Source organism: Amycolatopsis thermalba (assembly GCF_003385215.1).
Lineage (GTDB): Bacteria > Actinomycetota > Actinomycetes > Mycobacteriales > Pseudonocardiaceae > Amycolatopsis_E > Amycolatopsis_E thermalba.
In genome coordinates this window covers 52479-77414 of the sequence record NZ_PQHW01000003.1, presented here as the reverse complement: position 1 = coordinate 77414, position 24936 = coordinate 52479, and the positions used below count along the sequence as shown (strand labels likewise).

Genomic DNA, 24936 nt, shown 5'->3' with positions numbered 1-24936 from the left:
TTGGTCAGGTAAACGGAGCATAGTCCGTTTCGCTGCGTCCGAAGGAGCCCGGCGTACATGCAGCAACAGAGCGATCAACCGCCGACGGGCAGGAGCAGGGCGGTCCAGCTGGATTCGTTCGGGGGGCCCGAAGTCCTGACGATCCGTGCGATTCCCGCTCCGCGGGCCGGCCGGGGGCAGGTCCGTGTGCGGGTCACCGCGGCCGGCCTCAACCCGATGGACTGGATCATGACCGCCGACGCGGACACCGCCGCCCGGTTCGGGTTGAGCCTCCCGGCCGGGTTCGGTACCGACTACGCGGGAGTGGTCGACCAGGTCGGCGCCGGGGTGACCGGCTTCGCGCCAGGTGACCGGGTGTTCGGGGGCGCGTTGTCCCGCGCGGTCGCCGACTTCGTGGTGGTCGACGCGGCCGGGGCCGTCGCCGCGAACGAGGTCCACCACACCCCCGACGGCGTCGACGACCGCACCGCCACCACCCTTACGATCGCCGGCCGCACGGCATCCGCCGCCCTCGCCGCGGTGGCTCCCGGCCCGGACGACACCGTGCTGATCGGCGGCGCGGGTGGCGGGGTCGGGGTCTTCGCCGTCCAGCTGGCCCGGATCGCCGGAGCGCGCGTGATCGGCACCGGATCAGCGGCATCGGCCGAGTACCTGCGCGGTCTCGGAGCCGAGCCGGTCGCCTACGGCGACGGCCTGGCCGACCGCGTCCGAGCCCTCGTTCCCAGCGGTGTCACCGCCGCCATCGACCTGCACGGGACGGAGACACTGCACGCGGCGAGGGAACTCGGCGTTCCGGACAGCCGCATCTGCACCATCGCCACGAAAGCCGACGGCGTCGCGGCGGCCAACGGCGCGAACGCCGCTCCCGGCGCCCTGGACGAGATCGCCCGCCTGGTCGCCGCGGGCCGGCTCCGGGTGCCCATCGCAGCGAGCTTCCCGGTGGACCAGATCCGCCGGGCGGCCGAACTCCAGGCAGGTCGGCACGTGCGCGGCAAGGTCGTCATCGACCTCCGGAGGTGCTAGCCGCGCGAGACGCGGATCATCTCCTCGCGCTCGACGACCTTCACGCGTTCCCGGCCCTGCGGCTCGCCCAGGGCGCGTTCGTGCGCGTCGAGCTTGCCCCAGCCCTCCCAGGTGGTGAACGGGACGCCGCGGTCGGCCAGGAACGACGTGATCGCGTCCGGGTCGGACTGCTTCGGCGCGGTCAGGGAGTCCGCGTCGGCGAGCAGGTTGCGGATCGTCTCGGCCGCGTCGCCCTTGGTGTGGCCGATCAGGCCGACCGGGCCGCGCTTGATCCAGCCCGTCACGTACACGCCGGGCACGTGGTCGCCGTCGATGTCCAGCACGCGACCGGCCTCGTTCGGGACGGTGCCGCTGTCGTGGTCGAACGGGACCTCCGGCAGCTCGGAGGACAGGTAGCCGACCGCGCGGTACACGGCCTGGACGTCCCAGTCGTGGAACTCGCCGGTGCCGCGGACGTTGCCGTCGCCGGTCAGCTCGGTGCGCTCGGTGCGCAGGCCGGTGACCCGCTCGTCGCCGAGGATCTCCGTCGGCGAGTGGAAGAAGTGCAGGTGCAGGCGCTTGGGCCGGTCACCCTGGTCGCGGATCGCCCACTCCTGCAGCGTCTTGACCACCATGTCGACCTGCTTGGAGGACCGGATCGCGGCGATCGAACCGTCGTCGAACTCGATGTCCTCGGGGTAGACGATGACCTCGACGTTCGGCGAGTGGTCCAGCTCGCGCAGTTCGAGCGGGGTGAACTTGGCCTGGGCCGGCCCGCGGCGGCCGAACACGTGCACGTCGGTGACCTTGCTGGACTTCAGGCCCTCGTACACGTTCGGCGGGATGTCGGTGGACAGCAGCTCGTCCGCGGTCTTGGCGAGCACGCGGGCCACGTCGAGCGCCACGTTGCCGACACCGAGGACGGCGACGCTGGTCGCCTCCAGCGGCCACGTGCGCGGAACGTCCGGGTGGCCGTCGTACCAGGACACGAAGTCGGCGGCGCCGTAGCTGCCGGGCAGGTCGATGCCCGGGATGTCCAGCGCGCGGTCGCTCATCGCGCCGGTGGCGAAGATGACCGCGTCGTAGAACTCGCGCAGGTCGTCCAGCTTGATGTCGGTGCCGTAGCCGACGTTGCCGAGCAGCCGGATGCCGGGCCGGTCGAGCACCTTGTGCAGGGCGGTCACGATGCCCTTGATGCGCGGGTGGTCGGGTGCGACGCCGTACCGGATCAGCCCGAACGGCGCCGGCATGCGTTCGAAGATGTCGATGCTGACGTCGGCGTCGGACTTGTCGAGGATGTCGGCGGCGTAGATGCCGGCGGGGCCGGCGCCCACGATGGCGACGCGAAGAGGACTACGGCTCACCCTTGCCACGGTAAAGATAGGTGACCCTTACTTTCACTGTGATGTGAATTGCGGTCCAGCATGTGGACGCCGGTAGTCTTGAGCCCATGCGCGTTCTCGTCGTCGACAACTACGACAGCTTCGTCTACAACCTGGTCCAGTACCTGGCCCAGCTCGGCAACGAATGCACTGTCTGGCGCAACGACGTCGTCGACCTCGACCGCGTGCCCGAGTTCGACGGGGTGCTCGTCTCGCCGGGGCCGGGCACGCCCGAGCCCGCCGGCCAGCGCGTCGACGTGGTGCGCAAGTGTGCCGGCACTCACACCCCGGTGCTCGGCGTGTGCCTCGGCCACCAGGCCATCGGTGTGGCGTGGAACGCGACCGTCGACCGCGCGCCCGAGCTGCTGCACGGCAAGACCAGCCAGGTGCACCACGAGGGCGGTGGCGTGCTCGCCGGCCTGCCCGACCCGTTCACCGCGACCCGCTACCACTCGCTGACCGTGCTGCCGGAGACCATCCCGGCCGAGTTCGAGGTCACCGCGCGCACCGAGTCCGGTGTGGTGATGGGCATGCGGCACCGCGAGCTGCCGGTGGAGGGTGTGCAGTTCCACCCCGAGTCGGTGCTGACGCAGGGCGGGCACCGGATGCTGGCGAACTGGATGGCCACGGCCGGTCACCCGGTCCAGCCGGCGGTGGTGGACGCCCTGGAGCGTGAGGTCGCGGCGTTGCAGAAGGCCGCCGCTGCGTGATCCGGCTGCTGGGGGTCGGCAAGCGCTACGGTGACGCCCCGGTGCTGACCGGGGTGGACCTCGAGGTGCGGCCGGGCAGCGTGGTCGGCGTGGTCGGCACCAACGGCTCCGGCAAGTCCACGCTGCTGCGGATCCTCGCCGGGCTGTCCCGGCCCTCGTCGGGCACGGTCACCGGCCGTCCGCGCGTCGGGTACGTGCCCGACCGGTTCCCGGCGTCCACCCGGATGAGCGCCGTGGCCTACCTGCGCCACCTCGGCCGGATCTCCGGAGCGTCCGAAGTGGACCCGCGGGCGCTGCTGGACCGGCTGGCGCTGGCGGGCGGCCCGAACACGCCGCTGCGGCACCTGTCGAAGGGCAACGCGCAGAAGGTCGGCCTGGCCCAGGCGCTGCTCACCGAACCGGACCTGCTGGTGCTGGACGAGCCGTGGTCGGGGCTGGATCCGGACGCGCACGAGGTGCTCGGCGAGATCATCGCCGAGACCAGCGCCCGCGGGGCGAGCGTGGTGTTCACCGAGCACCGCGACGAGCGCGCCCACGCCCACGCCACCGAGGTCTTCCGCCTCACCGGCGGGGTGCTGCGGGTGGTGGACCGGGCCGCCCGCGTGGTGCTGCGCGGATCCGGTGCGGCCGACCTGCCCGGTGTGCTCGCCACCCGCCGCGACGGCGACCACGTCGAACTGACCGTCGCGGCCGAGAACACGGACGAGCTGCTGCTGAACGCGCTGAGCGGCGGCTGGTCGGTGGTGCGGGTGGACACCCCGGCGGTGCGCCGGTGATCCGCTACCAGCTCGCGTTGCTCGCGCACTCCCAGCGCTGGCTGCCGCCGCTGCTGGCGTACCTGATCCTGCTGGGTGTCCTCTTCAGCGACGCCGGTTCCGAGACCCGCCCGCTGTACGCGGTCAGCGCCGGCGCGTTGACCGTGGTCGCGTGCTGGCTGACGATCGCCCTGGTCGACGCCGAGGACCCGACGCAACGGCTGATCACCCGGGTGCACGCCGGCCGGCTGTCCACCGTGCTCTCCGGGATCGCTGGCGCGGTCGCGCTGTGCTCCGCCGTCCTGATGGTGATCCCGCTGGTCTGGGCCGCGCTGGTGCACCCCGGGTTCTCCGCGGGCGTGCTGGTCGACGGCGTGGTCGCGCACGTGGCCTGCGCCGCGGCCGGCGTCGCCGTCGGACTGCCGTGCTCGCGCCTGCTGCTCCCGCGGATCGGCTACACCGTGCTGGCCGCGCTCGCGCTGCTCGGGATCGTGCTGCTGGTCCGCTGGGTGCCGGTGGTGAACCCGATGCTGCGCGGGTTGCTGGGTTCCGGGCCGGGCTCCGCGGTGGCGCTCGGCCTGCTCGGCGGGGTGCTCCTGCTGGCGGTGAGCGCCGCGGGCACCGGCTGGGCCGTGCACCGCCGGGCCTGAGTATCGTGCCGGAACGCCGGTTGTCGGGGGGTGTTCGTGGCGTCGGTGATGTTGGTGGAGGACGACGAGGCGCTGGCTGAGGCGTTTTCGCTCGCGCTCAGCGGGCTCGGGCACGACGTGGTGGTCGCGGACTCCGGGGAGCGCGCACTGTCGGAGCTGTTCGACGGCGCCGCGGTCGACCTCGTTCTGCTCGACGTCATGCTGCCGGACGTCGACGGGTTCGAGGTCTGCCGTCGCATCCGGGCCCGCAGCCAGGTGCCGGTCATCATGCTGACCGCGCGCGGCGACCCGGTCGACGTCATCGTCGGGCTGGAGGGCGGCGCCGACGACTACGTGGTGAAACCCGTCGAGCCGCGCGTCGTCGACGCCCGGATCAAGGCGATCCTGCGCCGCGGGGCCGCGCCGTCCATCCCGAAACTGCAGATCGGTCACCTCGAGGTGGACACCGACGGCATGACGGTGCGCGCCGACGGGGCTGAGCTCCACCTCACCGCCACCGAGCTGAAACTGCTGGTCGAGTTCGCGAACCACCCGGGGCAGGTGCTGAGCAGGCAGATGCTGCTCAAACGGGTCTGGGACTACGGCTACGTGGGCGACTCGCGCATGGTCGACGCCGCCGTGGCCCGGTTGCGGGCGAAGATCGAAAAGGATCCGGCACATCCCGAGCTGATCCGGACCGTCCGCGGCCTCGGCTACCGGCTGACCCGACCATGAGGCCGCACTTCGGTCTGCGTGCACGCATCGCGGCCGCGGTCGTGGTGGTCACGACGGCCGCGACCGTGGCGATGGCTCTGGCGGCCTACCACCTCCAGGCGAACGACATGACGCAACGCTTCCACTCCGCGTCGCGCGCGGACTTCGAGTCGGACCTCGCCCAGGCGCGGTTCGTCGCTCGGAACCTGCCCACCGAGGGGGTGATCGACTACATGCTCCGCGAACACGCCGTCGCGTGGAACGTGTTCGACTACACCCGCGAGCAGGTGCTGGTGCACGGTGCCGAGCCGCCGGTGACGATCCCGGGATGGCTGCTGTCCGCGGCGCGCGCCGGCGACGCACCGCTGGGCACCGAGCCGGAGAACTCACCGTTCCTGGTGCTGGCCGGTTCGCCGATCATGGACGTGGTGCTCGTCGAGTACTACACGCTGGACGCGCTGCGGGCGGACCTGTCCAAGTTGCGGCGCAACCTCGCCGGGATGGCGTTGCTCGTGACGGCGCTCGGCATCGCGGGCGGCATGGTGGCCGCCCGGCGGATCCAGCGGCCGGTGCGTGCGGTCGCGAACGCCGCGATCCGGCTGGGCGATGGCGAGCTGGACACGCGCCTGGTCGTGCGCGGCGGTGACGAGCTCGCGGACCTGGCCGGGTCGTTCAACGCGATGGCCGAGCAGGTCGGGCGGTCGATCGTGGAGCTGCGGGCGAAGGAAGAACAACAGCGCCGGTTCGTCGCCGACGTCGCACACGACCTGCGCACCCCGGTGGCGACCGTGGTCGCCGCCGCCGACGGGGTGGACAGCGACAACCCGGACGCCCGCGAGCGCGCCGCCCGGCTGCTGTCCGTGCAGTCGCGGCGGCTCGCGAGCCTGGTCGAGGACCTGCTCGAAATGTCGCGGTTCGACGCGGGAGTGGCCGACTTCCACGCCGTCGCCGTGGACCTGGCCGACCTGTGGGCGGAGGCGATCGACCTCGTCGGCGGTGGTGACGGGACCACCCTGCGCGCGGTGGGCGACGTGATCGTGCGCGCCGATCCGCGGCGGGTGCACACCATCGCCCGGAACCTCCTGACCAACGCGCTCACCCACGGCGACCCACCGGTCCGCGTCACCATCGACGGAACGCGGCCCGGGCTGGTCACGGTGGAGGTCGCCGACTCCGGCCCGGGCGTTCCGGTGGAGTTGCGCGAGCTGGTCTTCGACCGCTTCGCCCGCGGCGACCGGGCCCGTACGGCGACCTCCGGGAGCGGGCTCGGACTGGCGATCGCCCAGGAGAACGCCCGCATCCACGGCGGCCGCATCACGGTGTCCGAACGCGACGGTGCGGTTTTCACCGTGTCGCTGCCGCGGGGTCAGTGAATCCCGAGCGTGGTCTGCCCCGGTGCCAGTGTGTCGCCGCACTGCCGCAGGCCCCACGCGTTGACCCGGCTCTCCGTCACCGGAACCGTCTCCGCCGCGTATTCCCGCGCCGCGGCGAGCAGGACGGGGTCACCGGCCACTTCCCGGCGCACGAAGTCGCCGCCGTACTCGGCGGGGGCGGGGTACTCGTAGAGCGGGACGTAGTCCCGGGCCAGGCGCGGGTCGCCGGCGAGCCCGGTCAAGCCGCCCCAGTACATCCGGAAGTGCACGAACGTCGGCTTCACCTCCTCGAACACGTGGTCGCGCATCCCGGCCATGTCCCAGTCGCGGTAAAAGTCCGCGATCTTCGCGTCGACCAGGCCGGCCATGTCGACGACGTGCAGACGGCTGGTCATGGCCGTGCCACCGAGGTCGGGCTCCAGCACCGAACCTTCGCGCACGCCCAGGATGTCCGCGTACTGGTTGAACATGCGCCCGAAGCGGTCGGCGATGAAACACATCGGCAGCGTCGGCGTCCGGCTGAACCGCTCGGCGGCCTGCGCGAGCGTCACACCGGACGGCAACAGCGTGGCGACGAGCGCGACCGTGATCAGGGTGCGGCCACGTGCTCGCGCCGTCCGGAAGACCTCGACGACCGCGAGCGAACCGATCAGCGCCAGCAGAGCCCAGACCGGGGTGGCGAACCGGAACTGGCCCATCCAGTCCGGCTCCAGCACCGCGTACGCCACCGACGCGAGCCCGAGCGGCACGAGCAACGCGACGAGCCCGTCCCGCCACGACGAGGAGCGGGACAGCGCGATCCCGACCAGGACGACCAGCACGAGCACGGCCGGCGCCCCCAGGTACTGCACCAGGTCGCCGTCGCGGGTCAGCTGCCCGATCTCCGGTACGCCCTGCTTCTTCGCCACGGCCGTGTTCGGCACCAGCCGCCCGAACTCGAGGTAGCGCCAGAGGAGGTATCCGCCGTACGGGACGGCGAAGGCGGCGACCGAGAGGAGGGCCTGGCGGACGCTCGTCCACAGCACCTGCCTGCGCAGGTGGATCAGCAACACCAGCGGGAGGACCGCCGCGTAGACCGCGCCCTCCGGCCGGGTGAGGGCCGCCCCCGCCGCGAGCGCTCCGGCCGCCACCGCGAGCTTCGGCGTGCGCAACCGTCCACGCAGGACGGCGCGGAAGACCATCACGGCCAGCGCGACGACCGTCAGCGCGTACAGCGAGTTCTCCAGCCCCGAAAACGACCAGATCACGAACGACGGCACGGACGCGAGCGCGACCGCGGCGAGCAGTGTCACCACCCACGGCCGGCGCGTCACCACCGTCGCCGCGGAGTGGATCGCGATCAGGATGCCCGCGCAGCACAGCAGCGCCAGCGCCTTCGGGAACAGGACGTAGTCCGGGATGCCGAGGATCGCGCCGCGGTCGAACAACCCCATCAGCCTGCCGAGCGCCAGCAGGGCGGTCCACGTGGGGTTCGAGTACCCCTCCACGGCTTCCGCGCCGGGTTGCACGACCGGTCCCAGCCCCTCGGCGAAGCCACGGGCGTAGCCGAACGTGATCGCCGCGTCGTCGACGATCCAGTTCCCGTACCGCGCCGCCTGCGCCGCGATCAGGGCAGTCCCGCCGGTGACCGCCACGACCGCCTGCCAGCGCTTACCGCGATCGGCCATCTCGCGCGGTGCGGCGTCGGATTCCCGGATCCGGGCAGGGGGCATCGGAGGAGCGGAGACCATGACCGCAAGCTATGCGGGTTTTGTGCCAGTACTGTCACAGCCGTTCGATGATCGTGTGCCAAAACGAAGGGCCCGCCTCCCCGGTGGGGAAGCGGGCCCTTGTCGGTCGAGCTCTACGGGCCGCCCGGGATCGGGAACCTCGGCGAGCTGGTCGGCGATGTCGTGTCGTCGCCACCACCGCCACCGCTGTCGGACTCGCCGATGAGCAGCGTGATCTTCTCGCTCTTGGTGATCTGCGTGCCCGCCGTCGGCACGCTGCCGGTGACCTTGCCGTTCATGTCCTCGTCGGACAGCTTGTCGGACCGGTACTCCACCTGGCCGTCCCAGCCGAGCTGCTGCAGCCGCTGCAGCGCCTCGTTCTGGGTCAGGCCACGCAGGTCCGGCATCGAGATCTTCTGCTGCGATCCGTTCGACACCGTCAGCGTGACCGTCGAGCCCTCGCGCTGCTGGCCCGCGTTCGGCTTCTGGTTGAGGACCTGGCCCTCCGGCTGGTCGGAGTCGGTCTCCTGCTTGCTGACCTTGAAGCCGAGGGCCTCCAGACCCGCCTTCGCCACGTCGTACTGCTGGCCGGTGTAGTCGGTGACCTCCACCATGTTCGGCGTCTTGCCGACCTTGATGGACACCGTGCTGCCCTGCGCGATCTGCGTGTTCGCGGTCGGGTTCTGGCTCTGGACCTTGCCGTACTGGTCCTCGTCGTCGACGTTGACTTCCTGCACGTTCGGGTCCAGGAGCAGCCCGGCCTGGTTGAGCAGCGCGGTGGCCTCCTCCCGGGTCTTGCCCAGCAGGCTCGGCACCGCGACGTTCGCCGGCGCGCGGCCGATGAACAGCGTGATCCGCTGGTCCAGCGAGACGCTCACCCCGGCGGCGGGGTCGGTGTTGATCGCCTTGCCCACGGCGTCGGCCGAGCAGGTCTCCACCCCGTTGGGCTGGCGGAAGCACGGCTTGTCGGCCAGCACGATGTTCTGGAAGCCCCTGTCGTGCAGCGTCTGTTCGGCCTGCGCCGCCTGCTGGCCCTTGACGTCGGGGATCATCGCCGTTGCCGGTTTCGAGTCGAACGCGTCGCTCAGCCACAGGATGAACGCGACCAGGCCGAGGCCGATCAACGTGAAGATGACGGCGGCGGTGATCCGCCTGCGCTTGCGGCGTTTCTCGTCCTCTTCGACCGCATCGGGGTCGTAGTCGTAGTCGGCCGCGTGCCCGGGCGCCCCGCCGATCACCTGCGTGCGCTCGTCGGCCGTCATCACCATCGGCGCCGACGGCCGCTGCCCGGACAACGTGCGGACCAGGTCCGCGCGCATCTCGGCAGCCGACTGGTAGCGGTTGGCCGGGCCCTTGGCCAGCGCCTTCAGCACGATCGCGTCGAGCTCCGGCGACACCGCGGGGTTCACCGCCGACGGCGCCTTCGGGTCCTCCCGCACGTGCTGGTAGGCCACCGCGACCGGCGAGTCACCGGTGAACGGCGGCTCACCCGTGATCAGCTCGAACAACACGCACCCGGCGGCGTAGACGTCGCTGCGCGCGTCCACACCCTCGCCACGCGCCTGCTCCGGCGACAGGTACTGGGCCGTACCGATCACCGCGGCCGTCTGCGTCATCGCGGCCTGGCCGTCGTGCATCGCCCGCGCGATGCCGAAGTCCATCACCTTGACCGCGCCCTGGTCGGTGATCATCACGTTGGCCGGCTTCACGTCCCGGTGCACGATGCCGTGCCGGTGCGAGAAGTCCAGCGCGGCGCAGACGTCGGCCATGACCTCCATGGCCCGCTTCTGCGACAGCGGGCCCTCGGTCTTGACGATGTCGCGCAGCGTCCGGCCGCGCACGTACTCCATCACGATGTAGGGCAGCGGACCGTACTCGGTCTGCGCCTCACCGGTGTCGTACACGGCGACGATCGCCGGGTGGTTCAGCGCCGCGGCGTTCTGCGCCTCGCGGCGGAACCGCTCCTGGAACTGGGGATCGCGGGCGAGGTCGGCACGCAGGATCTTCACGGCGACCTCGCGGCCCAGCCGGACGTCCGTGCCGTGGTGGACCTCGGACATGCCGCCGTAACCGAGCGTGTCGCCCAGTTCGTAGCGGTTGGACAGCATCCTGGGTGCAGTCATCGGAAAAAGCCGTTCCGTTCCGTCCAGCTCATCATGCCTCGTAGGTCGTCTCGTCGGGGGGAGGGAGTTGCCGCGTGCCGGGAACCATTTCGGTCGTGCCGACCTGACCGCCCGGAACCCGGCCCGTCCCGCTGTCGCCGCCCCAGTCGGGCAGGAGCACCAGCAGGACCACCACGATCCCGGCCACCAGCACGGCCAGCAGCACCCACACGGCGATCGGCACCCGCCGCCGCGGTGGCACCGGCATCGGCAGCACCCCGCTCGGGTGCGGCATGCCGGGTGGGCTGACCGGCTGCATCGCCGGCTGGGACACCGGGCCGACGGCTGCCACCGGGCCGACGACCGGGGCATAAGTCTGCACCAGGCCGCGCGGGGTGGGTAACGCGTGCCCGTTGCGGACGGCGGCGATGGCGGCCGCGAACTCGCCGCCGCTGTTGTAGCGCTGCCGCGGGTCCTTGACCAGGGTCGCCTCGATGACCGCGCGGGCGTGCGGTGGCACGTCCGGCGGCAACGGCGGCGGCAGGTCGCGGATGTGCATCATCGCGACCGTCACCGCGTTCTCGGACAGGAACGGCCGGTGCCCGGCCAGGCACTCGTAGCCGCACACGGCCAGCGAGTACACGTCGCTCGCCGGTTCCGCGTCGTGGCCGAGCGCCTGCTCGGGCGCGATGTAGTGGGCGGTGCCCATCACCATGCCGGACCTGGTCACCGGCGCCGCGTCGGCGGCCTTCGCGATGCCGAAGTCGGTGATCTTCACCGTGCCGTTCGGGGTCACCAGGATGTTGCCCGGCTTGATGTCCCGGTGCACCAGCCCGCGTTCGTGCGCGGCCTGCAGCGCGTTGCCCGCCTGCTCGAGGATGTCCAGCGTCCGGTCGGCCGCCAGCCTGCCCTCGCGCATCAGGATCCCGGCCAGGGGTTCGCCGTCGACGTGCTCCATCACCAGGAAGGCGATGGCGTGCTCGCCCGCGACCGTCTCGCCGTAGTCGTGCACGGCCGCGATGCCGGGGTGGTTCAGCGAGGCCGTCGTGCGGGCCTCGGTGCGGAAGCGGTGCAGGAACTCAGCGTCCTGGGACAGCTCCGCCTTGAGCACCTTCACCGCGACGATCCGGTCCAACCGGGTGTCGCTGGCCTGCCACACCTCGCCCATGCCGCCGACGGCGATGCGGTGGACGAGCCGGTAACGATCGGCCAGCAGCTGACCGGTGGACAGCATGCGCTACCCACCCCCGAGCTGGGCGTTGATCGCGGCACGGCCGATCTCCGCGGCCACGGTGCCACCGGTGGCCTCCAGGCCGCGGTTACCGCCGGACTCCACGATGACCGCGACGGCGATCTGCGGGTCGGCGGCCGGCGCGAACGCGGTGTACCAGGCGTGCGGCGGGGTGGCCTTCGGGTCGGTGCCGTGCTCGGCGGTACCGGTCTTGGACGCGATCTGGATGTTGCCGCGCTTGCCGCCGCCCTTGGTGTTGGCCTCGGAGGCGATCATCATGTCGCGCAGCACGGCCGCGTTCTCCGCGGACAGCGCCGGCGTGCCGGTCAGCTCCTGCGGCGAGAAGGTCTCCAGGTCGGACAGGTCCGGCGCGAGCAGCTTCTTGATCAGCTGCGGCCGCATCGCCATGCCGCCGTTGGCGATCGTGGCGGACAGCATCAGGTCCTGCAGCGGGGTCAGCCGCACGTCGCGCTGGCCGATGCCGCTCTGGTACAGCGCGGCCTGCGAGTCCAGGTCGCCCAGGCTGGAGGGCGCCACGTTCATCGGGATCGACAGCGGGGTGCCGATGCCGAAGTTGACCGCGATCTGGCGCAGCTTGTCCGCCCCCAGCTGGCCGGCGAAGGTCGCGAACGGCACGTTGCAGGAGTGCGCCAGCGCGTCCTTGAACGTCGTGCCCGGACAGGCCGCGCCGCCGTAGTTCTCCAGCGTGACGTTGGTGCCCGGCAGCTTCACGTTCGGCGCGTTGCTCACCGGGGTGTCGGCGGTGGCGCCGTTCTCCAGCTCGGCGGCGGCGACCAGCAGCTTGAACGTCGACCCCGGCGGGTAGGTCTCCGAGATCGCCCGGTTCAGCATCGGGTTCTTCGGGTCGTCGTTGAACCGGGTCCACGCCTCCTGCTGGGCGGTGCTGTCGTGCGAGGCGAGGGCGTTCGGGTCGTACGACGGGGTGGAGACCATCGCGAGGATCTCACCGGTCTTCGGGTTCATCGCGACCGCGGCGCCGGTGTAGCCCTTCGAGGTCATCGCGTTGTACAGGGCCGACTGCACGGCGGGGTTGATGGTCAGCTGGACGTTGCCGCCACGCGGGTCCCGTCCGGTCACCATGTCCGACAGGCGGCGCACGAACAGCCGCGGGTCCTCGCCGTTGAGGATGTCGTCCTCGGCGCGCTCCATGCCGCCCGAGCCGTAGCGCACCGAGTAGTAGCCGGTGACCGGCGCGTACATCGGGCCGTCGGTGTAGCGGCGCTCGAACTTCAGTTTGTCGTTCGTCGCCACGACGTCGGCGAGCACCTGGCCGTCGTACTGCGACACGATGCTGCCGCGCTGCCGGGAGTACTGGTCCAGCAGCACCCGCTGGTTGCGCGAGTCGGTGCGGTAGTCGTCGGCCTTCACCACCTGGATGTAGGTGATGTTGGCCAGCAGCAGCACCACCATGGTGATCATGGCGATGCCGACGCGGCGCATGGGCTTGTTCATGCCGTCGGTTCCCCTGTCGCGTTGCCCCCGGCCGGCGGCCGCTGCACCATCACCGTGTGCGCCTCGGCCAGCGGAGCCTGTTGCTGCGGCTGCTTGGGCCGGGGCTTCTGGGCAGGCCGCCGCGCCGCGTCCGAGATGCGGAGCAGCAGGGCGACCAGGATGTAGTTGGCCAGCAGCGACGAGCCGCCGTAGGACAGGAAGGGCGTCGTGATGCCGGTCATCGGGATCAGCTTCGTCACCCCGCCGACGATCACGAACACCTGCATGACGATCGCGAACGACAGGCCGCAGCCGAGCAGCTTGCCGAACGTGTCCCGCACCGCCAGCGCGCTGCGCATGCCGCGGGTGGCCAGCAGCAGGTAGACCATCAGGATCGCGGCGAGGCCGACGAACCCGAGCTCCTCGCCGAGTCCGGCGGTGATGAAGTCGGTGTTGGACTCCGGCACGATCTCCGGGCGCCCGGCGCCCAGCCCGGTGCCGCCGACCCCGCCGGTGCCGAGGCCGAACAGGCCCTGCGCGATCTGGTAGCCGCCGCCCGGGTCGGAGTAGGTCTCCAGCGGGTCGATCCAGTTCGCCACGCGCTGCTCGACGTGCGTGAACAGCTGGTAGGCGATCAGGCAGCCGAGGATGAAGAAGCTCAGGCCGGTGACCACCCAGATCGCGCGTTCGGTGGCGACGTAGAGCATCACCAGCACGATGCCGAAGATCAGCAGCGAGGTGCCCAGGTCCTTCTCGAACACCAGGACCAGGAGGCAGACCCCGGCCGCGATCAGCAGCGGGCCCAGGTCACGCGCACGCGGCAGCTCGACGCCGAACACCTTCCGGCCCGCGATCATGAACAGGTCGCGTTTGGCCACCAGGAAGGAGGCGAAGAAGATCATCAGCAGGATCTTCGAGAACTCCGCCGGCTGGATCGAGAAGCCCGGCAGCTTCAGCCACACCTTCGCGCCGTTGACCTCGGACAGCGAGCTGGGCAGCAGCGCGGGCAACGCCAGCGCGACCATGCCGACCAGGCCCGCGGTGTAGCCGTAGCGGGTCAGGGTCCGGTGGTCCTTCACCAGGACCAGCACGGCCAGGAACAGCACCAGCGCGAGCGCGGTGAACAGCACCTGCTTCGGCGCGTCCGCGGTGAAGTCCCTGCTCGCCTGCGTCGCCTTCTCGGCGTTGGCCAGGTCGATCCGGTAGATCATCACCAGGCCGAGGCCGTTGAGCAGCGCCACGCACGGCAGGATCAGCGGGTCCGCGTACGCCGCCCACCTGCGCACGGCCACGTGGGCGACCGAGAACAACCCCAGGTAGGCCAGCCCGTACCAGACGATCGACCAGGACAGCTCCTGCTCCTGGTTCGCCTGCACGAGCACGAACGCGCAGGTGACGATGAACGCGGCGAAGCCCAGCATGGCCAGTTCCGTGCCACGCCGGGTCGGCATGTCCCGCGGGGGGTTCGTCGCGTAGAGGGAGGCTGCCGGATCGGACAGCGATGGCTGGGACATCAGCCACCGCCACCTGGCACCGTCGTCGTCGCGCAGTCCCTCCCCGCCTGCTGGCTCGTCGATTCGCTCGGCACGGTCGGCACGCCGGGAATGGTGGTCTGGGTGCAGTCCCGCAGCGTCTTGTAGCGCAGGAAGTTGTCGATGTAGTCGCGCGCGTCGGCCAAGCTGTCCTTCTTCACACCGTTGCGCACCGCGGCCTGCGCGTCCTGCTGCAGCTGCGGCACGGTCAGCTTGTCGCACACCTGGTCGCCGGACGGGCACGAGCCCTCGGCCTGCTGGTGCAGCGGGACGCCGAGGATGCTGCCGGGCACGCCGCGGAAGATCGCGACCTCCTGGTTGGCGCCCTCGCCGACGTAGTACTGGCTCAGCACGAAGTAGCGGGTGGCGATCGCGCCCGCGCCGAGCACCACCAGCACCAGCAGGATGCCGACGACCCAGCGCCACTTGCGGCGTTTCTTCGGCTCCTCCGGCGGCGCGATCATCTGCGGCGGCGGGGGCGGGGGCGGCTGGGTCAGCGCGCGGGCCCTGGCCGCGGGGGAGTCGCCCTGGAGTTCGTACTGGTCGCTGCCGTCCCCGGCGGCGCCGCCCACGATGGGCGCGTCCTCGCCGTAGTCGACGTCCACCACGTCCGCGACGATGACCGTCACGTTGTCGGTGCCGCCGCCCTTGAGCGCCAGCTCGATCATGCGGTCGGCGCAGTCCTGCGGGTCCGGGATGCGGATCGCCTCGGCCAGCGTCTCGTCGCTGACCATGCCGGACAGGCCGTCGGAGCACAGCAGGTACCGGTCGCCGGCGCGGGCTTCGCGCACGGTCAGGCTCGGCTCGACCTCGTGCCCGGTGAGGGCCTTGAGCAGCAGCGAGCGCTGCGGGTGGGTCGCGGCCTGGTCGGCGGTGATGCGGCCCTGCTCCAGCAGCTCGTTGACGAAGCTGTCGTCGCGGGTGATCTGGGTCAGCTGGCCGTTGCGGAACAGGTAGGCGCGCGAGTCGCCCACGTGGACCATGCCCAGGCGCGAGCCGGAGAACAGCATCGCGGTGAGCGTGGTGCCCATGCCGTCGAGGTCCGGGTCGTTCGCCACCAGCTCGCTGATGGCCGCGTTGCCGCCGGCCACCGCGTCTCTGAGCATGGTCAGCAGGTCGTCGCCGGGCTCGTCGTCGTCGAGCGGGGCGAGGGAGGCGATCACGACCTTGCTGGCCACCTCACCCGCGGCATGGCCACCCATGCCGTCGGCGAGTGCGAGCAGGCGGGGACCCGCGTACACCGAGTCCTGGTTGCTGGACCGCACCAGGCCACGGTCGCTGCGGGCCGCGTAGCGAAGAACGAGTGTCATGGGCGAAGCTCGATCACCGTCTTGCCGATCCGGATGGGGACACCGAGTGGGACTCGGAGGGGTGCAGTGACCTTAGCCCGGTCCAGATAAGTCCCGTTGGTCGATCCCAGATCTTCCACGTACCAGTCCGCACCGCGCAGTACGAGACGGGCGTGCCGGGTCGAGGCGTAGTCGTCGTCCAGCACCAGGGTGGAGTCGTCGGCGCGGCCGATCGTGATCGGCCTGCCGTCGAGCGTGATCCGCGTGCCGGCCAGCGCCCCGTGGGTGACGAGCAGCTGGCGGGGCGTCTTCGCGTTGCCCCGCGGCTTCTTCTGCTCCTTGGCCCGGCGCAGCCCGGGCATCGCCACCTTCAGGCCCGAGGCCGCGTAGAGATCCGAGCGCACCACCCGAAGGGCGGCCAGCACGAACAGCCAGAGCAGCACGAGAAAGCCCACTCTGGTGAGTTGAACGACCAGCTCCGGCACGTGTCTCCGCCTTCTGTTCTCCCGACCGTGGCACGCGTGCGCCGCGGCGTCCCGCAGGAGTCATTCTGCGGGACACGGGATTTCGGGTGCGAACCCGGTCAGGCGCAGGTTACCGGCGCGTGTGTCAGCCCTGCGTGCGGAACACCAGCGAGGAGTGACCGACCCGGATCACGTCGCCGTCCGCGAGCTGCCAGGTCTGGACGGGGGTGCCGTTGACCGTGGTGCCGTTCGTGGAGCCGATGTCGGCGAGCGTCGCGCTCTGGCCGTCCCAGGTGATCTCCAGGTGGCGGCGGGAGACCCCGGTGTCGGGCAGGCGGAAGTCGGCGTCCTGGCCGCGGCCGATGACGTTGCCGCCCTGCTTGAGGGTGTAGTTCCGGTTCGAGCCGTCGTCGAGCTGCAGGACCGCCTGGACCTGGCGCCCGGCGCCCGGAGCGGCCGGCGGCGGGGCGTAGCCCTGCTGCGCGTACGGGTCCGGCGCGCCCTGCGGGGGCCCGTAACCGCCCGGCGGGGTGCCGTAGCCGGGCTGCTGCCCGTAGCCCTGGTCGTAACCCGGCTGCTGGCCGTAACCGCCCTGGTCGTAGCCCGGCTGCTGTGCGTAGCCCTGGTCGTACCCGCCCTGGGGCTGGCCGTAGCCCTGGTCGTAGGCCGGCTGCTGGCCGTAGCCGCCCTGGTCGTAGCCGGGCTGCTGCCCGTAGCCCTGGTCGTAACCCGGCTGCTGCCCGTAGCCGCCCTGGTCGTACCCGGGCTGCTGGCCGTACCCCTGGTCGTAACCCGGCTGGCCATAGCCACCCTGGTCATAACCGGGCTGTCCCTGCTGTCCGTAGCCGTACTGGCCCTGCTGGCCGTACGGGTCACCCTGGTCGTATTGGCCTTGGCCGTAGCCGGGGGGCTGGCTCATTGCTGGGTCTCCTGCGTTGCTGGGTCGTGCTGACCGTCCTGAACCCGCGACGTTACGCGCGCTGACGTCGGGGTCGACGGATGAACGGGTCTTGAATTGTCCAGTATGCAGCGCGTCGTTGCGCTCGAGCGAAACTACGACGTCACCATAGGTGTCCCATCCGTGTTCGGCGAGGTGCTCCTTCACGGCTTCGGTGAGCACCCGGGTGACACGCAACTCATCGCCGGCCATCCGGTCGTAGTCCGTCGGCCCCAGCGACACGATGTAGTGGTTGGGGGCGAGCAGCCTGCCACCGGCCAGCTCACGAACGTTGTCCTCGCCTTCGCGTTCCAGGGCCTGCGCCACCTCTTGGGTGACGACGTTGCCGCCGAACATGCGTGCGAAGGTGTTGCCCACCAGGGATTCCAGGCGTCGATCGAAGCGCTCAACGCGACCCACGGAACCCAAGCCCTCCTTCGCACCATGTGCTTTCGCATCGATCCTATCGGGATCCGCGCCCTTCGACACGACCCCCGGTGAAGGGCCCCGAAACGGCCTGCTAAAGTTCTCTTCGCTGTCGCAGCAACTCGGGCGAGTGGCGGAATGGCAGACGCGCACGGTTCAGGTCCGTGTGTCCGAAAGGACGTGAGGGTTCAACTCCCTCCTCGCCCACCCGACAACCCGGGCCCTGGATTTCCAGGGCCCGGGTTTTTTCGTTGCACGATGTATCTCACCCGGTCGCGGTGAGGAGCGCTCCCGCGGCGTGACCCTCCGTGCCGCCATCAGGATGTCTCCGTAGCAATCATTGGTGCTCTGTGACGCGGTGGGGAGCACTATGGTGCGGTAGTTCCGGTGTCGAGTGATGGGGAGCTGGTACGTGCGGAACCGGTTCGAGGGGGACGCCCACAACGCGGTGCAGGTCGGCAACTTCACCGGCACCATGCAGTTCGGAGCGGCGCGCTCGGAGCCGCGGGGGTACAGCCTCCTGCCGCCCCTGACGGCGCACTACACGAACCACGAGGACCCGCTGAAGAAGCTGGACGCGATCTTCGCGCGCCGCACCGGCCGCCCGATCGTGGTGATCGTGAAGGGTCCACCCGGTTCCGGTCGCACCGAACTGGCCGTGCGGTGGGTCCACCGGCACACCGGCGACTACCCGGACGGCGGGCCGTTCTTCGTCCGCCTGGGCGGCGGGCTCAGCGACAGCGACCGGCTGCTCACCGGCTTGCGCACGCTGCTGCTGGCCACCGGTGAGTTCCGCGCCGAGGATCTGCCGCACAGCCTGGAAGGCCTGTCGGCGCTGTGGCGCGACTGGTGCCGCGGCAGGTCGATCGCGCTGGTGATCGACGACGCGGTGCTGGCCAGCCAGGTCCGCGCGCTCATGCCGGACGAAGGCGACTCCGCGGTGCTGATCACGCAGGCCCGCGAGCTGGGGACGCTGCGGGTGCACACCGTTCCGGAGGAGGTGGACATCGAGCCGATGAGCGCGGAGGCGTCCCGCGAGCTGCTGGCCCGGATCGCGGGTGAGCGCCTGGTCGCCGCCGAGCCGGACGCGATCGATCAGCTGGTCGAGGTGTGCGACGGCTCGACCATCGCGCTGTGCGTGGTGGGCATGATGCTCGCCGACGCGGACACCGACGAGCCCGCCGCCCGGCTCGCCCGGCGGCTCGCTCGGCGGGAGCGGGTCCTGCACGAGCTGTCCCGGGACCGCGAGCTGTCGGTCCGGGCCGTGCTGGACGCCGCCTACGAGCGGATGGACGAGCTGACCCAGCGGGTGTACGGCGTGCTGGGGGCGCATCCCGGGTCCGCCGCGGTCAGCTCCCGAGCGGTCGCGGCGCCGCTCGGGGAACCCGACGAGGACGCCCGTGACGGGCTGCGCGGTCTGGTCCGTGCCCGGCTCGTCACCCGCGCCGACGAGGAACGCGTCCTGATGCTCGGGCTCGTGCGTGACCACGCCCGGACCAAGCTGAGCAGGCCGGTGATGGGCGCGCTGATCGAGCACTACTGGGCGCACGCGGTGTCGGCGGCCCGGGTGGTCAGCCCGGGCCGGATCTGGAACCGGCTGCTCGACGACCTCCGGTTGTTCGACGACCGCGCGACCGCGCTGACCTGGCTGGCGGACGAGCACCCGAACCTGTGCGCCACCGTCGACGAGGCCTACCGCGCCGGGGTGCTCATGCGCACCGCGCAACTCGCCCTCGCGTTGTGGGTCCTGCACGAGCGCGGCGGGTACGGCCAGGACATGATCGAGGTGAACCAGCGCGGTGTGGCGGCCGCCGAGGCGCTGCGTGATCCGCTGCTGGTGTCCGTGCTCCGGACCCAGCTGGGGTTCGCCCACCGCCAGCGAGGGGAGTACGAGACCGCCGCCGAAGTGTTGCGTTCCGCGCTGGACGCCGCCCGGGAGGCCGGTTCGCTCGAGGCTGAGGCCACCGCCTTGGAGGGCCTCGGGCTGGTGCTGCTCGACGAGAGTGACCCGCGGGCGGGCGACGTGCTGCGGGAGAACCTGGACCTCGCCGGGCGCATCGCCGACGAGCGCCGCCTCGCGCTGGCCCGTATGCACCTGGCCAAGGTGCTGGAGCCGGACGAGGCGCTGGCGCTGCTCGACCTGGCCCGCGCCTACTTCGCGGCCCACCGGGATCAGGGCAACGTGGTCAAGACCGATCTGTGGCGCGGCCGGAAGCTGTGCGCCGCGGGACGTCTCGCCGAAGCCAGGGAGCTGCTCGGCGGGGTGACGAGTGTCACCGGCTACCACCGCGAACGGGGCGAGGCGCGGCTCGCGCTCGCCGACGTGGCACGGGCCGAGGGCGCCGATCCCGTGCCCGACCTGCGCGAAGCCGAGCGGATCTTCACCCGGTTCGGCTTTCCGCGTGAGGCGGAGATGGCCGCGGCGCGGCTCGCCGGGCTGTCCTGAGCACCGTGACCCGCGCCTGGTGCGGGCGCCCGCCCACCCGTACGCGGAGTGACCCCGGGATGGCACCGACCGGCAGCTGGTAGAGCGCGGACGCGAACGCGTCGGCCGGCCCGGTGAGGCCGTCGAACCGGACGAGCCCGCCGTCGTCGGTGCCCGCGAGCCAGCCGTCCTGGCCGCGCGCGAGTGCCAGCGCGCAGCCGGGCAGCGACCGCAGCTGCGCGGAGATCCAGCTCTCCGGATCCCGCGGGTGGTGGTGCACCACGATGTCGGCGTTGTCGAGCAGCCGCGCGCTGGTCTCGCGGACGTCGACCACGAGGTGTGTCCGGTCCGGAGCGCGCCGGGGTTCACGCAGGGAGTCCGCCGGGAAGCGGGTCACCACGGCTTCGCCGCGACGGAACTCGACCCGGGCCAGGTGAGCGCGTGGTTCCGGGATCTCGACCTCCGGCACGGGCAGGACGCGCAGGTCCGCCCGCACGGGGTCCAGGCCGAGGTGGCGGTAGATCGTCTCGGACAGCACCGTGCCGGAGGTGCCGGGCAGCGAGGTGGTGCACGAGGTGATCGCGGCCGTCCGGAGGGGATCGTGCCCGGCGATGACCTCCTCGATCTGGCGGACCGGGTCCTCGGTGAGCCGCGGCGCCACGGCGAGCAGCCGGGCGATCGGGGAATCCGGAGCGACGGCCTCCGCGGGGGCCGAGACGAGGATCACCGGTGTGCCCAGCGCGGCCGAGTAGAAGCTGACCGAGCCGTGGTCGCCCAGGGTGAGGTCGGCGGCGACCAGCGCCTGGCACCAGAACCGCTCTTCGGGGAGGGCGAGGACCCCGGCGCGCCGGCAGTGGTCCAGCCACATCCGCACCTGCCAGGACGAGTGGTGCGCGGAGATGTTGGGGTGCAGCGCCACCGCGATCCGGTAGGCGTCCATGTCCAGGCTGGTCGCGAGGCGCTGGGCGAGCTGCAGGTCGTTGCCGAGCAGGGACTCGCCGCCCCAGGTGGACGAGATCACGATCAGCTTCGTGCCCGGGTCGACTCCCAGTGCCTGCCGGTACGCCTCGCGCAGCGGGAGGCTGGCCAGCATCCGGTCGAAACACGGGTCACCGGCGACGAGCGCCACCTCGCGGGCCTCCGGGCAGGCGGCGGTCAGCCGCTCCAGCTGTTCCTCGTGGGAGAGCACGACCACGGACGGCACGACGCGGCCTTCGTGCGTCAGCCAGTCCGCGGACAGGCCGAACACCCCGCTGCGGCCCTCCGAATCGAGGTACTTGTTGTAGCCCATGCCGTGCGGCACGACCATCAGCGGCGCCTTCACCTTGTGCAGGTCGCCGCCGTAGCTCGCGGCTATCGCCAGGTCCGCGGGGCGCTCCAGGGCCTCCGCCCAGGGCAGCACGTCGATCCCGGCCTTCGCCAGGTACTCGTGCGTGCCGTTGGTGAACGCGCTCGGCCCGGGGCAGGTGAAGATCGTCTGCACCCGCGGATCCGTGGCGAACAGCGGCAGGATGTCGAACAGGCGCGTCGCCGCCGTGGTGTTGTGCACGATCGCCAGCACGGTGCGCTCGGTGCGCACAGTGCTCCACTCGACCGACACGGCGGTTGATCTTAGAAGCTGATGTTGCCGTTGATGTCCCGCGCCTGCACGACGTTGCCGTGGACCGTCCCGGAGATCTGGTTGTTCGCCCCGTCCCCGTGCTGGCTCCACGCCTCACGCAGGGCCTCGGCGAACCGCGGGTCCTCCCGGCCGGCCTGGTCGAGGCGCTCGGCCAGGACCTCGACGGTCTCCGGCGCCTCGGGCGTGGCGGTCTCCAGCACCGCCGTCGCCTCCGGGTCGTCGGCGAACCGGCGCTTGATCAGCTCGTACAGGCCCTGCACGGCCTTCGTCGCCGCGGCGGTGGCGATGGACACCAGGATCGGTTCCGGCATGATCCCAGCGTAGTCACGGCGTCCAGTCCGCGTTGGCGCCACAGAGCAGAACGCACGGCACCTCCCCGGGCAACGCGCTGGCCAGCCACGCGGCGAACGGCACCGCGGCCGCCGGTTCGACGGCCAGCCGGAACTCCTCCCACAGCCGGTCCCGCGCCGCGACGATCTCCGCCTCGCCCACCACCAGCGACCGCACGTCCGGTCCGGACAGCACCGCGAACGGCACCTCGCCCACCCGGGTCGCGCCCAGCGCGGACGCGGCGATGGAGTCCACCTCCGCGTCCACCGGGTGGCCGGCGGCGAGAGCCTGGTGCAGGCACGAGCACCGCTCCGGCTCGACCGCGACCGTCAGCCGCCCGCCGGAACCGAGCGCCACCCCGGCCGCGAGCCCGCCGCCGCCCACGGCCACCGCGATCGAGTCCACCTCGGGCGCGTCGGCGACGATCTCCGCCGCCACCGTGCCCTGACCGGCCACCACGACCGGGTCGTTGTACGCCTCGACATAACGCACGCCCGGCGCGGCCGCGGCCTCGTGAGCGGCGGCCGCCGCCTCCGCGTAGCGCGAGCCGGCCCGCACCAGCCGGGCACCGGCCGCCTCGATCCGCCGGGCCTTGCTCGCCGGCACGCCTTCCGGCACGAACACCGTCGCGGGCAGGCCGAGGATCGACGCCGCCGTCGCCACCCCGATGCCGTGGTTGCCGCCGGACGCGGTGACCACCTGTTCCGGCCGCTCACCGGTGAGCAGGGAGTTCAGCGCGCCACGCAGCTTGAACGAGCCGGTGCGCTGCAGGTGTTCGAGCTTCAGCACGAGCGGACGGCCGTCGACCTCGGCGCGCAGGATCGGGGTGTGGCGGACGTACGGGCGGATGCGCTCCGCGGCGCTGGCGACGTCGGGGACGACGGTGGTTGTCATGTCTCCACTGTGCGCAACCCGGCCGTAAGCCGCCAGCGCTTTCCGATTGCCCGGCATTAGCGATACTTACGGCATGCTCGTCGCCGAACGGCTGCGCGTCCTGGTCGAGGTCGCCCACGCCGGATCCATCGCCACCGCGGCGCGGAACATGGGCTTCACCGCCTCCGCGCTGTCCCAGCAACTGGCCCGGCTGGAACGCGAGGCCGGGTGCGCGCTGCTGGACCGCCGCGCGACCGGCACGGTGCTCACCGAGGCCGGGCGGCGGCTCGTCCGGCACGGGGAAGCGATCGTCGGGGAGCTGCGGGAGGCGGAGCAAGCGCTTGCGGCCCTGCGGGACGAGCCACCGGCGGCGTTGACCGTGGGCACCTTCGCGACCGCGGGGCAGGTGCTGTTGCCGCAGGTCGTGGGCGAGTTCCGGCGGGCCAACCCGGCGACCCGGCTACGGCTGGTGGACCTGGAACCGCCGGACGGCTACGACCTCGTGGTCTCCGGCGACCTCGACCTGCTGATCACGCACCGCTACCCGGGGCGGCGGTTACCGCCCGCGCGTGGCCTGACGCGGGTGCCGCTGCTGGCCGACCGGCTGCGGCTGGTGCTGCCCGCCCACCACCGGGCGGCGCGAACGGACGAGGTGAAGCTGATCGACCTCGCGGACGACGACTGGATCTCGGCGGACCGCTCGTGCCTGGACCTGCTGGCCGCCAAGGACGGGGTGGAGCCGCGGATCGCCTACGAGACCCGGGACTACGCGGCGATCCTCGCGCTGGTGCGGGCCGGGCTCGGCGTGGCGCTGGTGCCGGCGAGCGTGGCGCGCGGCGCGGACGGGATCGTGGTGCGCGACCTGGCCGGGAGCGCGCTGGACCGCGAGGTCTACGCGGTGCACCGCCCCCGGCCGGCCGCGCACACTTCGGCCGTGGTGAGCCTGCTGACGCGCGTGGCGTCGCGGCTCAGTTGACGCCGACCAGGTCCACCACGAAGACCAGCGTCTCGCCGGGCTTGATGACGTTGCCCGCGCCGCGGTCGCCGTAGGCCAGGTGCGGCGGGATGACCAGCCGGCGGCGGCCACCGACCTTCATGCCCTGCACACCCTGGTCCCAGCCGGGGATGACGTGCCCGGCGCCGAGCGGGAAGCGCAGCGGCTCACCCCGGTCCCAGGACGCGTCGAACTGCTCGCCGGTCGCGTGCGAGACGCCGACGTAGTGCACGGACACGACGTTGCCCGCGGCGGCTTCGGCGCCGTCACCGACGGTGAGGTCGGTGACCTCCAGCTCAGCCGGGGGCGGCCCGGTCGGCTTCTCGACCTCGGGGCGTTCGAGTGCCATGCGTATTCCTCCCTGTCGTTGCGGTCGCTGCACGGTACCCACCGGCCGCGGGCGACGCATGTTCAGCTCGGCACCACGACCACGCCGACGTAGTCGACCGGCTCTTCGCCCAGGTTGGCGTAGGTGTGCGGCTCGTCGGCGGTCATCCGGGCGGTCGATCCGGCCGGCACGGTGACGGCCCGCTCGCCGACGCTGAGGTGCAGCTCACCGGCCAGGACGTGGATGAGTTCGTGGGTGCCCGCGGCGTGGCCCTCGCTGTCGTGCCGTTCGCCCGGTTCGAGGTGCCAGCGCCACAGTTCGGCGGGCGCGGGCGCGTCGGTACCGGACAGCAGGCGGCCGGTGCCGCCGGAGGGGCCCTGCCACAGCACCGTGTCGGTGTTGGTGACCGAGATCGCAGGCGGTTCCCCGCCTTCGAGCAGTGCGGTGAGCGAAACGCCGAGCGCGTCGCTGACCCGGATCAGCGTGGCCAGGTTCGGGTTGCCCCGGCCCTGCTCCAGCGCCACGACCACGCCCTTGCTCAGCCCGGCGCGGGCGGCCAGCGCGTCCATGCTCCACTGCCGCGCCGTGCGGTGGGCGCGGATGTTGCGGGCGAGGGCGGCGGCGGGGTCGCTCATGGTCGGTCACTTTACTGCACCAC

The 24936-nt window shown here is 71.7% G+C and carries 22 protein-coding genes and 1 tRNA gene; 9 read left to right on the top strand and 14 right to left on the bottom strand.

Annotation, left to right across the window (positions count from 1 at the left end; all coding sequences use genetic code 11):
- Positions 1-57 precede the first annotated feature (57 nt).
- Positions 58-1023 (top strand): NADP-dependent oxidoreductase, encoded by a 966-nt coding sequence (locus tag D0D15_RS02245; RefSeq protein WP_094003367.1) that lies wholly within the window; start codon positions 58-60, stop codon positions 1021-1023.
- Here the strand turns inward: D0D15_RS02245 and D0D15_RS02240 are convergent.
- A complete protein-coding gene (locus tag D0D15_RS02240) occupies positions 1020-2336 on the bottom strand; it encodes an FAD-dependent oxidoreductase (RefSeq protein ID WP_115944194.1) in 1317 nt (438 codons plus the stop codon). The genes D0D15_RS02245 and D0D15_RS02240 overlap by 4 nt on opposite strands.
- A 116-nt stretch (positions 2337-2452) precedes the next feature.
- Between D0D15_RS02240 and D0D15_RS02235 the strand changes: the two genes are divergently transcribed.
- Genes D0D15_RS02235 through D0D15_RS02215 form a run of 5 tightly spaced genes read left to right on the top strand, consistent with a single transcriptional unit; the run spans position 2453 to position 6565 of the window.
- Positions 2453-3094 carry an aminodeoxychorismate/anthranilate synthase component II gene (locus tag D0D15_RS02235; RefSeq protein ID WP_115944193.1) on the top strand — a complete coding sequence of 214 codons (642 nt, stop codon included), beginning with the start codon at positions 2453-2455 and terminating at the stop codon, positions 3092-3094.
- The gene (locus tag D0D15_RS02230; protein ID WP_094003375.1) at positions 3091-3870 is read left to right on the top strand and encodes an ABC transporter ATP-binding protein; all 780 of its coding nucleotides are present in this window, start codon (positions 3091-3093) and stop codon (positions 3868-3870) included. The genes D0D15_RS02235 and D0D15_RS02230 overlap by 4 nt, the downstream gene beginning before the upstream one ends.
- Positions 3867-4499 (top strand): hypothetical protein, encoded by a 633-nt coding sequence (locus D0D15_RS02225; protein WP_094003376.1) that lies wholly within the window; start codon positions 3867-3869, stop codon positions 4497-4499. The genes D0D15_RS02230 and D0D15_RS02225 overlap by 4 nt, the downstream gene beginning before the upstream one ends.
- 48 nt (positions 4500-4547) lie before the next feature.
- A complete protein-coding gene (locus D0D15_RS02220) occupies positions 4548-5213 on the top strand; it encodes a winged helix-turn-helix domain-containing protein (protein WP_369806739.1) in 666 nt (221 codons plus the stop codon).
- A complete protein-coding gene (locus D0D15_RS02215; RefSeq protein ID WP_094003377.1) occupies positions 5210-6565 on the top strand; it encodes a sensor histidine kinase in 1356 nt (451 codons plus the stop codon). Before D0D15_RS02220 ends, D0D15_RS02215 begins: the two co-directional genes overlap by 4 nt.
- Here the strand turns inward: D0D15_RS02215 and D0D15_RS02210 are convergent.
- The 8 genes from D0D15_RS02210 to D0D15_RS02175 form a co-directional block, all read right to left on the bottom strand.
- On the bottom strand, positions 6559-8295 hold the full coding sequence (locus D0D15_RS02210; protein WP_233157036.1) for a hypothetical protein: 1737 nt from the start codon (positions 8293-8295) through the stop codon (positions 6559-6561). The two genes, D0D15_RS02215 and D0D15_RS02210, sit on opposite strands and share 7 nt — an antisense overlap.
- A gap of 113 nt (positions 8296-8408) precedes the next feature.
- Positions 8409-10397 (bottom strand): Stk1 family PASTA domain-containing Ser/Thr kinase, encoded by a 1989-nt coding sequence (pknB, locus tag D0D15_RS02205; RefSeq protein WP_198958111.1) that lies wholly within the window; start codon positions 10395-10397, stop codon positions 8409-8411.
- A 31-nt stretch (positions 10398-10428) separates the two neighbouring features.
- Positions 10429-11610, bottom strand: a complete 1182-nt coding sequence (locus D0D15_RS02200; RefSeq protein WP_094003380.1) for a serine/threonine-protein kinase — start codon at positions 11608-11610, stop codon at positions 10429-10431.
- A 3-nt stretch (positions 11611-11613) separates the two neighbouring features.
- Positions 11614-13080: a peptidoglycan D,D-transpeptidase FtsI family protein gene (locus D0D15_RS02195; protein ID WP_094003381.1), complete on the bottom strand. Its 1467-nt coding sequence runs from the start codon at positions 13078-13080 to the stop codon at positions 11614-11616.
- Entirely contained in the window at positions 13077-14573 is a 1497-nt protein-coding gene (locus D0D15_RS02190) for an FtsW/RodA/SpoVE family cell cycle protein (RefSeq protein WP_094003382.1), read from the bottom strand. Before D0D15_RS02190 ends, D0D15_RS02195 begins: the two co-directional genes overlap by 4 nt.
- Positions 14573-15901: a PP2C family protein-serine/threonine phosphatase gene (locus tag D0D15_RS02185; protein ID WP_094003383.1), complete on the bottom strand. Its 1329-nt coding sequence runs from the start codon at positions 15899-15901 to the stop codon at positions 14573-14575. The genes D0D15_RS02190 and D0D15_RS02185 overlap by 1 nt, the downstream gene beginning before the upstream one ends.
- Positions 15898-16365: an FHA domain-containing protein FhaB/FipA gene (locus tag D0D15_RS02180; protein ID WP_094003384.1), complete on the bottom strand. Its 468-nt coding sequence runs from the start codon at positions 16363-16365 to the stop codon at positions 15898-15900. Before D0D15_RS02180 ends, D0D15_RS02185 begins: the two co-directional genes overlap by 4 nt.
- A 124-nt stretch (positions 16366-16489) precedes the next feature.
- Entirely contained in the window at positions 16490-17701 is a 1212-nt protein-coding gene (locus D0D15_RS02175) for a DUF3662 and FHA domain-containing protein (protein WP_094003385.1), read from the bottom strand.
- 130 nt (positions 17702-17831) lie between these two features.
- On the opposite strand from D0D15_RS02175, the gene D0D15_RS02170 reads away from it, so the two are divergent.
- Positions 17832-17914: transfer RNA gene (locus D0D15_RS02170), tRNA-Leu, on the top strand.
- Positions 17915-18119: 205 nt separating this feature from the next.
- Positions 18120-20153, top strand: a complete 2034-nt coding sequence (locus D0D15_RS02165; RefSeq protein ID WP_158224389.1) for an NB-ARC domain-containing protein — start codon at positions 18120-18122, stop codon at positions 20151-20153.
- Here the strand turns inward: D0D15_RS02165 and D0D15_RS02160 are convergent.
- Genes D0D15_RS02160 through D0D15_RS02150 form a run of 3 tightly spaced genes read right to left on the bottom strand, consistent with a single transcriptional unit; the run spans position 20089 to position 22977 of the window.
- Positions 20089-21732 (bottom strand): hypothetical protein, encoded by a 1644-nt coding sequence (locus D0D15_RS02160; protein ID WP_143266133.1) that lies wholly within the window; start codon positions 21730-21732, stop codon positions 20089-20091. The genes D0D15_RS02165 and D0D15_RS02160 overlap by 65 nt on opposite strands.
- A gap of 11 nt (positions 21733-21743) precedes the next feature.
- Positions 21744-22064, bottom strand: coding sequence for a hypothetical protein (locus D0D15_RS02155; RefSeq protein WP_094003388.1), 321 nt, complete (start codon positions 22062-22064; stop codon positions 21744-21746).
- A 13-nt stretch (positions 22065-22077) separates the two neighbouring features.
- The gene (locus tag D0D15_RS02150; RefSeq protein ID WP_115944192.1) at positions 22078-22977 is read right to left on the bottom strand and encodes a serine/threonine dehydratase; all 900 of its coding nucleotides are present in this window, start codon (positions 22975-22977) and stop codon (positions 22078-22080) included.
- A gap of 73 nt (positions 22978-23050) precedes the next feature.
- Here D0D15_RS02150 and D0D15_RS02145 point away from each other — a divergent pair, with 73 nt between their 5' ends.
- Positions 23051-23932, top strand: a complete 882-nt coding sequence (locus D0D15_RS02145) for a LysR family transcriptional regulator (protein WP_094003390.1) — start codon at positions 23051-23053, stop codon at positions 23930-23932.
- Here D0D15_RS02145 and D0D15_RS02140 read toward each other — a convergent pair.
- Both D0D15_RS02140 and D0D15_RS02135 read right to left on the bottom strand, forming a co-directional pair.
- Positions 23925-24299: an FKBP-type peptidyl-prolyl cis-trans isomerase gene (locus tag D0D15_RS02140; protein WP_094003391.1), complete on the bottom strand. Its 375-nt coding sequence runs from the start codon at positions 24297-24299 to the stop codon at positions 23925-23927. The two genes, D0D15_RS02145 and D0D15_RS02140, sit on opposite strands and share 8 nt — an antisense overlap.
- Positions 24300-24361: 62 nt before the next feature.
- A complete protein-coding gene (locus D0D15_RS02135; RefSeq protein WP_094003392.1) occupies positions 24362-24913 on the bottom strand; it encodes a helix-turn-helix domain-containing protein in 552 nt (183 codons plus the stop codon).
- Positions 24914-24936 lie beyond the last annotated feature (23 nt).

Bases quoted from the DNA above. Each gene is read 5' to 3' on its own strand.
- D0D15_RS02210 (WP_233157036.1), bottom strand. From the start codon at position 8,295: ATGGTCTCCGCTCCTCCGATGCCCCCTGCCCGGATCCGGGAATCCGAC.
- D0D15_RS02220 (WP_369806739.1), top strand. From the start codon at position 4,548: ATGTTGGTGGAGGACGACGAGGCGCTGGCTGAGGCGTTTTCGCTCGCG.
- D0D15_RS02200 (WP_094003380.1), bottom strand. From the start codon at position 11,610: ATGCTGTCCACCGGTCAGCTGCTGGCCGATCGTTACCGGCTCGTCCAC.
- D0D15_RS02245 (WP_094003367.1), top strand. From the start codon at position 58: ATGCAGCAACAGAGCGATCAACCGCCGACGGGCAGGAGCAGGGCGGTC.
- D0D15_RS02195 (WP_094003381.1), bottom strand. From the start codon at position 13,080: ATGAACAAGCCCATGCGCCGCGTCGGCATCGCCATGATCACCATGGTG.
- D0D15_RS02185 (WP_094003383.1), bottom strand. From the start codon at position 15,901: ATGACACTCGTTCTTCGCTACGCGGCCCGCAGCGACCGTGGCCTGGTG.
- pknB (WP_198958111.1), bottom strand. From the start codon at position 10,397: ATGACTGCACCCAGGATGCTGTCCAACCGCTACGAACTGGGCGACACG.
- D0D15_RS02135 (WP_094003392.1), bottom strand. From the start codon at position 24,913: ATGAGCGACCCCGCCGCCGCCCTCGCCCGCAACATCCGCGCCCACCGC.
- D0D15_RS02140 (WP_094003391.1), bottom strand. From the start codon at position 24,299: ATGGCACTCGAACGCCCCGAGGTCGAGAAGCCGACCGGGCCGCCCCCG.
- D0D15_RS02190 (WP_094003382.1), bottom strand. From the start codon at position 14,573: ATGTCCCAGCCATCGCTGTCCGATCCGGCAGCCTCCCTCTACGCGACG.
- D0D15_RS02155 (WP_094003388.1), bottom strand. From the start codon at position 22,064: ATGCCGGAACCGATCCTGGTGTCCATCGCCACCGCCGCGGCGACGAAG.
- D0D15_RS02145 (WP_094003390.1), top strand. From the start codon at position 23,051: ATGCTCGTCGCCGAACGGCTGCGCGTCCTGGTCGAGGTCGCCCACGCC.
- D0D15_RS02235 (WP_115944193.1), top strand. From the start codon at position 2,453: ATGCGCGTTCTCGTCGTCGACAACTACGACAGCTTCGTCTACAACCTG.
- D0D15_RS02215 (WP_094003377.1), top strand. From the start codon at position 5,210: ATGAGGCCGCACTTCGGTCTGCGTGCACGCATCGCGGCCGCGGTCGTG.
- D0D15_RS02150 (WP_115944192.1), bottom strand. From the start codon at position 22,977: ATGACAACCACCGTCGTCCCCGACGTCGCCAGCGCCGCGGAGCGCATC.